Origin of the sequence: Paenibacillus lautus NBRC 15380, assembly GCF_004000945.1 — a bacterium.
In the GTDB taxonomy this organism is placed as follows: domain Bacteria; phylum Bacillota; class Bacilli; order Paenibacillales; family Paenibacillaceae; genus Paenibacillus_AQ; species Paenibacillus_AQ lautus.
In genome coordinates this window covers 36,863-48,449 of record NZ_BIMF01000019.1, presented here as the reverse complement: position 1 = coordinate 48,449, position 11,587 = coordinate 36,863, and the positions used below count along the sequence as shown (strand labels likewise).

General features: G+C 53.6%; 11 protein-coding genes. All 11 read right to left on the bottom strand.

Features of this window, described 5'->3' with window-relative positions; translation table 11 throughout:
• Nucleotides 1-23: 23 nt before the first annotated feature.
• Entirely contained in the window at nucleotides 24-905 is an 882-nt protein-coding gene (locus PLA01S_RS25235) for an AraC family transcriptional regulator (protein ID WP_015735280.1), read from the bottom strand.
• A 135-nt stretch (nucleotides 906-1,040) separates the two neighbouring features.
• A complete protein-coding gene (locus PLA01S_RS25230) occupies nucleotides 1,041-2,129 on the bottom strand; it encodes a sialidase family protein (RefSeq protein WP_127594540.1) in 1,089 nt (362 codons plus the stop codon).
• A 17-nt stretch (nucleotides 2,130-2,146) separates the two neighbouring features.
• On the bottom strand, nucleotides 2,147-4,279 hold the full coding sequence (locus PLA01S_RS25225) for an MGH1-like glycoside hydrolase domain-containing protein (protein ID WP_127594539.1): 2,133 nt from the start codon (nucleotides 4,277-4,279) through the stop codon (nucleotides 2,147-2,149).
• Nucleotides 4,280-4,622: 343 nt separating this feature from the next.
• Nucleotides 4,623-5,939: an extracellular solute-binding protein gene (locus tag PLA01S_RS25220; RefSeq protein ID WP_246059830.1), complete on the bottom strand. Its 1,317-nt coding sequence runs from the start codon at nucleotides 5,937-5,939 to the stop codon at nucleotides 4,623-4,625.
• 816 nt (nucleotides 5,940-6,755) lie between these two features.
• Nucleotides 6,756-8,075 (bottom strand): ABC transporter substrate-binding protein, encoded by a 1,320-nt coding sequence (locus PLA01S_RS25215; RefSeq protein WP_246059828.1) that lies wholly within the window; start codon nucleotides 8,073-8,075, stop codon nucleotides 6,756-6,758.
• A gap of 371 nt (nucleotides 8,076-8,446) precedes the next feature.
• Nucleotides 8,447-9,154, bottom strand: a complete 708-nt coding sequence (locus tag PLA01S_RS25210; protein ID WP_127594537.1) for a type 2 periplasmic-binding domain-containing protein — start codon at nucleotides 9,152-9,154, stop codon at nucleotides 8,447-8,449.
• A gap of 27 nt (nucleotides 9,155-9,181) precedes the next feature.
• Nucleotides 9,182-9,502, bottom strand: coding sequence for an extracellular solute-binding protein (locus PLA01S_RS32905; protein WP_272868171.1), 321 nt, complete (start codon nucleotides 9,500-9,502; stop codon nucleotides 9,182-9,184).
• Complete coding sequence (locus tag PLA01S_RS32900; RefSeq protein WP_127594535.1) at nucleotides 9,499-10,023, bottom strand: extracellular solute-binding protein; 525 nt, start codon at nucleotides 10,021-10,023, stop codon at nucleotides 9,499-9,501. The genes PLA01S_RS32905 and PLA01S_RS32900 overlap by 4 nt, the downstream gene beginning before the upstream one ends.
• A 99-nt stretch (nucleotides 10,024-10,122) precedes the next feature.
• Nucleotides 10,123-10,716 (bottom strand): ABC transporter permease family protein, encoded by a 594-nt coding sequence (locus tag PLA01S_RS25195; RefSeq protein WP_127594534.1) that lies wholly within the window; start codon nucleotides 10,714-10,716, stop codon nucleotides 10,123-10,125.
• Nucleotides 10,713-11,033: a hypothetical protein gene (locus PLA01S_RS25190; protein WP_127594533.1), complete on the bottom strand. Its 321-nt coding sequence runs from the start codon at nucleotides 11,031-11,033 to the stop codon at nucleotides 10,713-10,715. The genes PLA01S_RS25195 and PLA01S_RS25190 overlap by 4 nt, the downstream gene beginning before the upstream one ends.
• Complete coding sequence (locus PLA01S_RS25185; protein ID WP_127594532.1) at nucleotides 11,000-11,500, bottom strand: hypothetical protein; 501 nt, start codon at nucleotides 11,498-11,500, stop codon at nucleotides 11,000-11,002. The genes PLA01S_RS25190 and PLA01S_RS25185 overlap by 34 nt, the downstream gene beginning before the upstream one ends.
• Between the last annotated feature and the right edge of the window lie 87 nt (nucleotides 11,501-11,587).

Genomic DNA, 11,587 nt, shown 5'->3' with positions numbered 1-11,587 from the left:
CGCTAGGGAATGCGCTTTCATTCTTACATTGAGGCCATTCTAAATTCCGGATCCGGCGTGCTTCTCCGGTACTCTCTGGGCGTAACGCCCGTCTTCTTGCGAAACAGCGAGTGGAAAAACTTCATATCCTGATAGCCAACCTGATTGGCGGCCTCCTGAATCGATATTTCGGTCGATTTCAGTAGCTCGCAGCAGCGCTGAACCCGGATATTTTGCAAAAATTGCATGAACGTGACGCCTGTCGTTTTCTTGAACAACCGTTGAAAGTGGCTTGGGCTCATGAACGACCTCTCCGCTACCTGCTGAACCGTGAGGTTCGTGGCAAAGTGATCGTTAATGTATTGGATGGCGTCATCCATGTTGTTCGTCGGCGTGGATACCATGCTCCCGTCGCACTCATAGCGCTGCAGCATGGCCAGGACCTGGATGAGCTGCCCCATCATCAGAAATTCGTAACGAGGTCCCTTCTTCAAATATTCTCTGAACATCCCGTGCATGATGGACAAAAACTTGTCGAACTTGTCCTGGTATTGAAGCCACTTGGCCGACGGCGACGAGCCGTACAACAGACTGTGCAGCTTGGTCGATTCGCAGATGACGGACTTCAATTGCTCCAGCAGGCAAGTCCGGAAGATGCAGTTGTAGATGACAAGTTGATTGTCCTGGGAAGAAGGCCGGAACACATGCGACGTGCCGATCGGTATGACGAACAGATCGCCGCGTTTGATCGGGATCAACTGATCCTCGACATAATGATATCCGCTGCCTTCTTCCACATAGCTGATTTCTATAAAATCATGGGTATGCTGCGATAGACAAAACCCTTCGACTTCGCGATTAATGAATATGTCAAAATCAGGATTAAAAAAAATATCCCCGCTCAATTCGATGATGCGCCAATTCATACGATCACCCCGGTCGAGTGTGTTTGTGATTCTACGCTTCGTAAACACTTCATTACCGTTTTATAGTAGCAAAATTTCTCAATTAAAGCGATTGCAAAAAGTGTCTATTCCGCTCTAAATTTTCATGAACGTTCGTTAAACGGGCGTCCTCCCGTTCTCCTTCACCCATTCCTCGGTAAAGCGCACATATTTGATCGCTTTCCTCAGGTACGAATAAGCGGCGTGGATGCTGCCGTCCTTTGTTCCCATAATGCTCGGATAAGAATACCCGGTTTGCTTCTCCTTATGCTCGAGATCCGACATCTGGACGTTTTTGACATGGGGCCAAGTCTTGCCGCCATCCTCCGAGATCGAGACGGTCAGCGGCGTCCGCAGCGTCTTCTTGCGCCATTCGCCATTCCTCTCGATCCAGCGGTATTGATCTCTCTCCATCGTAGAATCGTTATAGATAATCGCCAAATGCCCGTTCGCAAGCTTCGCCAATTGAATGGAGGAATTGTTGTTCGGCAAAGATGTTTTTGCCGGCTCGCTCCACGTTTTGCCGAAATCCTTGGAGACGCTGCCGTAGATGCGGTCGGCATGGCGGCTGCGGAAGACGGCGAACAACGTGCCGCCGTCGAGCTCCACAACGCTCATTTGAACACGATGAAGGCTGCCTTGCACCTCGTATTCCGACCATGTCTCTCCTTGGTCGGCCGATATAAGCACCACGCTGTAATGTCCGCCGGGCTTGCAGTAATAACAAGGCAGCAGCCATTCTCCGTTGCTCATCGCGAGAATCGGCTGACGGAGGAACATGCCGGGGCCCTCATGCAGGACAAACGGCTCCCCCCATGTATATCCTCGATCATCCGAGATGCGGCCGACGATTTTGGAGGTCTGCTGGTTGTGCGGCTCATTCGAAGTATGCAGAAGCCACACCTTGTTGTCCGGCGCCTGGAAGACGAGCGGATTTTGCTCCGAGCGCTCCGGATCGGCCGCTACCTCGATCGGCTCCTCCCACCGTTCGCCGCCTGCGGGAAGCCTCGACAGCAGCACGTTCGTATCCGGATTGCCCTCGCCGCTTCCGGAGAACCAGACGCAAAGCAAATCTCCGTTGTCCAGCGCCAGCAAATTCGCCGAATGGCTATCGGGCTCGTAACGGATAGGCAGCAAGGCCTCCGTCAGCTGCGGATCCTGCTCCGATTGACTTAATATCCCGTTGTACCGTTCCGTTAATTGCATGAGTTATCCCTCTTTCGTCATTTATTCTTCGGCAACGTCGCCGCCGCCAAGCTATCCGAGGCAAAGACCGGTTGTCCGTTCAAATACAGCTTGTAGCCTGCTTCGATTCCGTCCGGATACCTGCCGAGGCCCGGCTTTCCGTAAGTGATCCGAATGTCTTGTCCCGCCGCCTTCACATGGTCAAGCTCGAAATAATCGAGACCGATATCGAGCGGTTCGAGACGGAGGCCGCCATCTTCGACGGAGAGACCCGCCACGTGGCTGACGATCAGATCGATATAATACGAGTGGTTGTATTCCTGTTCATCGCTTAACGGTTCTCCGGTGTCGCTGTTGTAATGCTCAACCAGTCCCGGCCTGTTCAGATCGCGGTTCTGGAAATGGAGGAACGAATATTCCTTCAGGCCGCGCGCGAACGCTTCATTATAAGCGTTGCCGCGGCGCTTGCTCTCGCGGGCGAGCGCGTCCAGCGTAATCGCGTTCGTGTACGGCCAAGTCGGCCCGTTCCACATGCAGCCGTTACGGCCTTTAAGAAAAAAGCCGAACCATCCGCCTTCCTTCGAGTAGGCGACGCTGTCGGCCGACACCGTCGGATAAGGGCAAGCGGTCGCGAATTGTTTCGGATCGAGCAAATGGGCAACCAGGCCGTCATGCCTCTCGTCGAGCATCTCCGCCCACGCCGGATAGAAGCCGACTATATTTTTGACAAGCGCCTTCTCGTCCGTCTGGTCATGCAGATCGTAGAAAAACGCCGACGCTTCGTCCCACATCTTCTCCAGCACGTCATGTTTGATTCGCTCCGCAAGCTGCAGGTATTTAACCGATTCCGGATCGCCCGCCGCTTCGCACAACCGGGCTACGCCGAGCGTGTTCAGATAATGATAGACGGTTCGATCCACCCGCTTCACATGCGTGTACGTTTCCGGATCCTTCGGATTGCGGGGATAATCGTGGAAATACCAATAGCTTGGCTGATATTCCTTCCCTGTCCGGGTATGCCGGTATTCCGTCATTAATCCGTCCCGTTCGTTGCCGTACACTTCCTGCCAGCTCGAGATTTGGTCTTTAAGTCCAGGAAGCGCCTTCAATATAGCGTTCTCATCGCGATGGACAAGAAACAGGCGGTAAGCCGCCCAACCGATATAGTTGGCGAAAGAGTGCATCCTCTCGTCCGCCATCAAGCAGCAATACATGCCGTTTTCCGCCGGCGTTTCCTGCATGTTCCGCAGCGCTCCCAAGCTGGGCGCGGGATCGTGATGCCACCTGGCGTCCATCAAATGAAGCGGCACCGATAAATTGATCAGCTTGCTGAACTCCCATCCTCCCTTGGAGAACGGCCGCTTGCCCTTCTTATGGGAACGTCCTTCATAGAACAGCGGATGCTGCAGCAATCCGTAACGCGGATCGGCCATGTTGTGCCGGAGCAGGAACCACCTGTACGTCCACGTCTTGTCCAGTACCGGGTCGCTGCTCTTGAAGCGCGGCGCGGCGTCGAACCAGCGCTGGTACTCCTTCTGCTGCACGGATGCTGTCTCCTCAAGGCTTGCGGGCTTTTGGATGAAACGATTTGCGATGCTCATTAAAGCTTCGATGCCGTCGAGCGACCGGATGCCGAGCGCCGCGGCTACAATAAACGTTTTTGTCTCGCCGGGCTGCAGGCTTACTCCGTCGCTAAGCAGTTTCGGCTCGCTTGCAACGAGGCAAGCGTCGATGTCAAAGCTGAAAAAAGGGATATCGAAACCGCCCTGCAAACCTGCATCGCCGCAGGCTCGAAAATCCGGCGGGGCAGTCGCTTGCAGCAACAGCTCGCCATCGGACCGGTTCGTCCAGGTCTGGCAGGAAACGGCGCAGTCCTCCCACGTAATAAATTTCGTCTCCGCATAGCCGATCCGGTCGTCCGAATAGTCGAGACGGAGCTGGCTGGGATACCAATCGGCTAAAGCCGTTTCCATTTTGCAGGCATGGCCGTTAACCGTTATGGTGAACAGGAGCGGAATATTTACTTTGTGAATGAAGTCGAATCGGCCGATAAAGCCCGGTGCGGCTTCCACGTAATCGGCCCATAATCGCGCTCCCGTAGGACCGAGCAGCAGCCCTCCCGGGACGGTGCGCAGCGCCTTTCTTCCGGCCCTTAACTCCTCGTCGATCATGCTATTGCCCCCCTGTCGTACAGATTGAAACCGTCAAACCGCCTAAGACGATGTAAGCCGCTTCACCTTATTTACCAGTATATCTGCTAGACTTTTTTTGTTCTGCGGGGTTATCGGCAAATTTATAGGGCAATCCAACCCCCTTGACAAATCCCCTTCTTTTTTCCAAATCGAAATCCCCTATGTTTGAGTAACCACCACGCGCAAAGCTATGCTTGACCCACGATGTTTACACCGATACGAGAATTACCTGCTAAACCACATAGCGAGCAAAAGGGGATGGTCGCCCATCCCCCCTCTTGGCGCAGCTGCCCCTGAGGGCGGCGTCAACCTTTCACGATTGTTAATTTTGCGACAATTGCTCCTGGATCAGCTTGTTCGCATTCTCTTCCGCTCTGCGAAGCGCCGTATTGACATCGAGGTTGCCCATCGCGATTTGCCGGACGGCATCCTTGTCGAAGGCATCCTCGATGACAATTTCATCGAATTGCGTAAGAACGTGGGATGGCGCCGGCTTGCCATAGTAGAGCGCGTCAATGTTCTTTTCGCTTGCGAACGGATAGTCGGAGAACGCCACATCGCGAACCGATTGCGTCGTAAGCGGCGTTATCATGCCTTTCTTGGACATGATCGTCTGATACTCTTCCGAGATCAAATATTTGAGCACTTCCATGGCGGCATCCTGGTTTTTCGAAAGAGCCGAAATGCCTGCATAAGTAGCATTTGGCTGCGTATTCACCCCGGGCATATCCTTGAAGGTCGGAACGGCCGCAATATCCCAGTCCATGGCGAGCGAGCTCTCGGCATCCTGCATCCAACCCGACGTATAGATATACATGCCAATTATGAAATCTCTGTTGAAGTCGACGTGCGCGAGCCAATCCTCGGTCGCGCGTTTTTGCACGCCCGGATCCCGGGTGAAGTCGTAGAACACGTTTTCGAAGATGAATTTCCATTGATCGTTATTGACGGTCGCCTTATTCGTCTCCGGATCGACAAAGCCTGCCGAATTTTGGGCGACGCGGAGATAGTGCTTCGGCGACATCCACAGACCGATGTACTGTTTGCCCCCTTCATTGCGGGTAATCTTTTTGGACAGCTCCAGCGCTTCGTCCCAGGTCATTCCGTCCTTAGGATATTCCACTCCGAACCGGTCGAAGATGCCCTTGTTGTAATACATAACGAATTTGTTGTCGCTGAGCGGCAGCAGATTCACCTTTCCGTCGATTTTGACCGGCTCCAGATAGGCCGGCTCGATGGCGCTGATGTCAACGGCATGCTTCTCAATTAATGCGGTGAGGTCAAGAGCCAGATTGGCAGGTACGTAATCTTCCCTTAACTCGCCTGCCGACGACAGATACATATCGATTTGCGTGCCGGATGCGATAACCTGCTCCAATTTCTGCTCGTCCGTCTGGTTGATATAGGTAATGTTGATATTCGGGAATTTTTGCTTGATATGTTGGCCGTAGCGCTCTTCGAATTGTTCGGGGCTTGCCAAGCCGAACCAGGTCAGATCGGCTTTAAGATCCGCCGGATTTCCGGCGCCGGCATCGGCGCCTTCAGGCGGTGTCTCTTTCTGCGGGTACTCCGCATTGCCCTCGGAATTGCCGGAGCATGCCGCCAGGACGGTGAGAAGCATGACCAAAGTCAACATCATTGAAACCATTTTCCTTGCCATAATCATCATTTCCTCCCTTTCTCTATACGAAACGCGATGCGGCGCCATGAACGGGGGCTCCCGTTTCACCTTGCTTCATCATTATATCGGCCAGGCTATCGTTTTTCACCGGGGTTAAAGACGAATTCATAGGGCAATCCAACCAGATTGACGATAGCCCTACCTTTGCTCCATCTTTGCCCTACCTTTGCCTACCTTTGCCCACCATTACCCCAAATCGCTTGCTAGATACTGTTACGGTTGTCTGCGCGGCTAATTGCGTCCTTTGGACTGGTTTGGAATTGTAACGGTTACGTTAGAGCTTAATTGGCGCCAAAACGGCAAAATGGGGCTGATTTCGATGAATAAGCCCGCTCGCAACCGTTACAATTTGGCGAGTGCCGTTTAGGTCGAAATAAGCGCAGTGGCATCCGTTAGAGTCTGTGAGTCTCCGTGAGCAACAAAATGCTTATTCCTCAAATCACGGTAAAAAACGGCTGTCGCCTTCCTTGGCGGCGTAGCCGTTTCACTCCTAGATTTATGGGCCTTGTTTGGAGATAATGTATACTTTACTACAAGATCAAAACACCTACCGGTGAACTTTCGTACTGACCTACGGTTACTTTGTCGCTCACACCAGACAAACTCATCACAAACGAGCCATTTTGCTGCTACTTTGTCGGCCACACCGACAAACCCGCTGAGACGCAAGGTGAAACGGAAGTCTTCGTCTATTGTGGTAAAAAGGGAGATGGTCGCCCCATCTCCCTTTACGTGCGGCTGCCCTTGAGAGGCAGCGTCGATCTTTTCTGTTTGTCAATTTTGCGCCAATTGCTCCTGAATCAGCTTATTCGCTAGCTCTTCCGCTTTGCGAAGCGCCGTATTGACATCGAGTTTGCCCATCGCGATTTGCCGGACGGCATCCTCGTCTAAGGCAGTTTCGATTACAAGCTCGTCGAATCGCGTAAGCACGCGGGAAGGAGCCGGCTTGCCGTAGAATAGCGCTTCGATGTTCTTTTCGCTTGCGAACGGATAGTCGGCGAATGCCGCATCGCGAACCGATTGCGTCGTAAGCGGAGTTATCATGCCTTTCTTGGATATAATCGTCTGATATTCTTCCGAGATCAAATATTTGAGCACTTGCATGGCGACATCCTGGTTTTTCGAAAGAGCCGAGATGCCTACATAAGTAGCATATGGCTGCGTGTTCACCTCAGGCATATCCTTGAAGGTCGGAACGGCTGCAATGTCCCAGTCCATGGCGAGCGAAGTATCGGCAGACGACATCCAGCCGGATGTGTAGACATACATGCCGATTAAGAATTCCTTGTTGAAATCCTTGTGCGCGAGCCACTCTTCGCTCGCTCGTTTTTGCAAGCCAGGATCCCGGGTGAAGTTGTAGAAAATATTTTCGAAGATGAATTTCCATTGGTCGTTATTGACGGTCGCCTTATTTGTCTCCGGATCGATAAAACCGGCCGAATTTTGAGCGACGCGGAGATAGTGCTTCGGCGACATCCACAATCCGATGTACTGCTTGCCGCCTTCATTGCGGGTAATCTGTTTGGACAACTCCAGCGCTTCATCCCAAGTCATGCCGTCCCAAGGATACTTTACGCCGAACCGGTCGAAGATGCCTTTGTTGTAGTACATGACGAATTTGTTGTCGGTGATCGGCAGCAAATTTACATTTCCGTCAATTTTGACCGGTTCCAGATAGGCCGGCTCGATCGTACTGATATCGACGGCGTGTTTTTCAAGCAACGGGGTGAGGTCCATAGCCATTTGGGCCGGCACGTAATCTTCCCTTAACTCGCCGGCCGACGACAGAAACATGTCGATTTCCGTGCCGGACGCGATAACCTGCTCCAATTTCTGCTCGTCCGTCTGATTGATATAGGTAATGTTGATATTCGGAAATTTCTGCTTGATATATTGGTTGTAACGCTCTTCGAATTGTTCGGGACCCATCAAGCCGAACCAAGTCAGATCGGCTTTCAGATCCGCCGGATTGCCGGTACCGGCGTCGGTGCCTTCGGGCGCAGCCGACTCGGAAGGCGTACTGCTCGCGCTCTGCGTTGGCTCCGCATTGCTTCCGGAATTGCTTGCACAAGCCGACAGAACAGTTAGTAGCATAACTAAGGATACCATCATCGAAACCATTTTCCGCACCATAATTATCAATACCTCCCTTTATATTCAACCATTGTTTTGAATATCTTACATTGTAAGCGCTGTCTAAATTGCTATAATAACCCCCCCGTTATCCTCCTTTTAAATGAACGGCGTTATGTAATTCCTGCTGTTGACACATTTATTATATAGACAAATCCGCTGCCAATCTTAGGGGGAAACTGCTTTTCTATAGGGGAATACGATGCATTTGAACAAGGGCTCGCCGCCATGCCGTCGCATGTCTGGCGAGCCCTAGATCCGTACTTTCTGCATCGTGCAGCCTCGAATGTAGCCTGAACTTGTACTGCATTGTGTCGGCTGGGCACGTGACGTTATTTTAAATATTTCTCGTAAATCGTCCGCGTTTCGTCGAGCCCTACCTTCTCCAGATCGCTCAAGTAGCCGTTCCATGCTTCGTCGTTGCCGATATCGATCATCCCCATAATCGCTTTCGTAGCGAACTGGTAAGCCACATCCTCGAGGGCGCTGACCGTCGTGCCCACCGTCTCTTGTTCCTCCTCGGTAAGCGGAGCGTTCTTCGGCGTCACGTTATAGTTCGGGGCAAACTCCTTCATCGCTTCCTGCTTTTTCAAATACCCGGCATCGGATTTCATGAATTCCGCGCTTTGGCTTAGCCACCAATCGAAGCCGTGCTGCTCCGCCACCTTCTGACGATCGAGCCCTTCCTTGTATTTCATCGTCCCGCCTTCGTTCACGTAGGTGACGTTGTCCAGGCCCGCCTGATGGAATAGTTGTCCTTCCGCCGTTGCGCCCCATTCGACATATTCGATAAGGCGGTCCAGCTTCTCCGGCTCGTCGGCAAGCTTGCTGCTGAAGACCGGACCGAACAACGAGAAGTTAAGCGGCTTGAATTCCAACGCAGGCTGCTCCGAGGCGCTTGGCAGCATGCGCGCGAATTCCCACTGGCCGTCCGGAATATCCGTTAAGGCGTAGTCCGGGTCGACCGTATGGCTCGCGTATTGGAAGTCCAGCAGCACCTTTCCCGTGAGACGCTTCGCTTTCCACTGATCCTGCGTCAACGTCGCGAATTCCTTCTCGACAAGCCCTTACTTATACAGCTTGGCTATAAAGGTCAGCATATCGCGGTGTTTGGCCGACGCCAGGTTCCACACCACCTTGCCGCCCTCGTCCGGATCGTTCCAGAAGCCGCGCGTGTTGCTGTTTTGCGGATTGCGGAACGCCTGGCGGAAGCCGTTCATCAAGTTTTTGACGCCGCCGTTTTCCGTGCCGCCGCGAACGCCGATCGGCACGGAATCGGGATAGGCTTCCTTCAGCTTTTTCGCCGACTCGTACAGCTCATCCATCGTGGCCGGAAACGAAGCGATGCCGGCCTTATCGAACGCATCCTTGCGGTAAATCCACGTCATCGGGTCGCTGCTCGCCACGCTAGGCAGCATATAGAGCTTGCCGTTGCTGTGCCGTAAGACAGAAGCAGCTCCCAGTCCTCGTCGGAGAACAACTTGCGGTAGTTAGGCAGCCTGTCGATATAATCGCCGATCGGCAGCAAGTAACCGGACGACGCCCATTTTTTCACGCTTGTCGGGCTGTTCATGTTCGGGATGAAATCAGGATAATCGCCGGATGCGAACATCACGTTATACTTCTCGATGCCCGCCGTCAGTGGGATGGATTCAAAATCCCATTGCATGCCGAAACGTTTTTCGACCTCTTTGACGTAGTCGTTCGGAATTTCGTTCGGCGGATATTTGGGCATGCTCGCAACCGAAAGCTTCACTGTCGCGTTCTCTCCCGACGTTTCGCCGTCAGTCGTCGTTGCGGTCCCCTGATTCGGCTCGTTTGCGTTCCCGTTATTTGCCTGGTTGCAGCCCGTCGCCGCGACCACCGCCGCAATCGCGAGCAGCGCCACTTTCCGTTTCCCTTTTTCCATGTTCTTTCATCACCCCTCATCATGAATTCAAGGCAATCCCGCGTTTCCTGATCATGCATGACTGGCGTTTTGCCGCCGCTTTACCTCCTTCTAATCATGTCAGCCCTTCAGCGAGCCGATCATGATCCCTTTGACGAAATACTTCTGGATAAACGGATAAATAATCAGCATCGGGACGATCGATACGACCAGCGTCGCGTACTGAACGCTTTCGGGCGTAAGCTTGGTGCTCATATCCTCGGCCAAGGCGGCATTCCCCTGCGAGGCGAGCTGCTCGGCCATCGTGCTCTGCAGGACGATCTCCCGCAAAATCAGCTGTAGCGGGTAATTGTCATAGCTCCGCATGTAAAGCATGGCGGAAAAATAAGAATTCCAGTGGGACACGCCGTAGAACAGAATGATTTCATGCACGGCCATCTGGATGACCTCCATCGCGGATGCCCGCTTGCCCGTTTCCCCGGCGGCAAAATCCTTGATCGAATCGAGCAGCTCCGCGATCGGTTTGCTGTTTCGGTAAGCGAGCAACAGGGCACCCACGCACCCGAAGGCCATGACCGCCAAGGCGATGGTCCAATTGATCCGCTTGATGTACTCGGCTTTGGCAAACACGCCGTTCGCCGGAAGGCCGGCCACATACGTCCACCCGCTGCCCGGGGATTGCACGGAAGTGATGAACATGTCCGTCCCGTTCATGCGGACCAGCGAATCCCTCTGGCATCGAAGCCCACGGGCACGATCCGCTCCCCGCCAGCCGACGCGGATACAATCATCTCCGCTTTTTCGTTCAGAATATACGCGAACGCGCCTTCCTCCGATAGCAGCCTGTGAAACATCCTTGCGATCGCGCTTTCCTTGATCAGGATGACGACGGCGCCGTCGGTCCGCATGTTGGTGCCCGCGGGCAATGGGCTGACATACGCCACGTAATCCTCCGTCGTCCTTCCGTCATTCACGCCCGCAAGCGGCAAATACCGGTTCATCCGCTCGCCGGCGATGGTCTCCTTAGCCACCGGCCGAACGGGACGTCGCCGATCCACAGCGGCTGAGCGTCCAGCTTGTCGAGCCGGTTCGCGGAAATGACGGCTTCGCTTTTCTCCAGGTAGACAAACAGATCGGAGAAGAGCTGGTTCGTCGACAGCATGTTCAATTCGTTCTTCTGCAGCTGGGAGAACTTGTACACCGCCTGCGGCGGCCATGAAGCGTCGGCGGTAATCATCGCATTCAGCAGCTCCGAATCGAGCGACAGCTGGGACACGATATCGTGGATTTCCGTCAATAGCCGGTTCAGCGCCTCCTCGCTCTGCTCCAGCATCGCCAGGTTCAGCTCCGCCGCGTCCTCGCCCACGACCTGAACCGTCTGGTAATAGGCATAGGCGCCTACCAGCAGCGGAATCAACAGGATGAGCACGTAGGACAATAAAAATTTGCCGAACAGCTTTCGCTTGCCGTTAAATTCGAACACCTGTTTCCGTTCCATCGGTCATCGCTCCTTTGAAGCCATAATCGCCCGCAAACGCAAACGGCCGACGCCGCCTAAGGCAGTGTCAGCTCGTATGGGTTGACC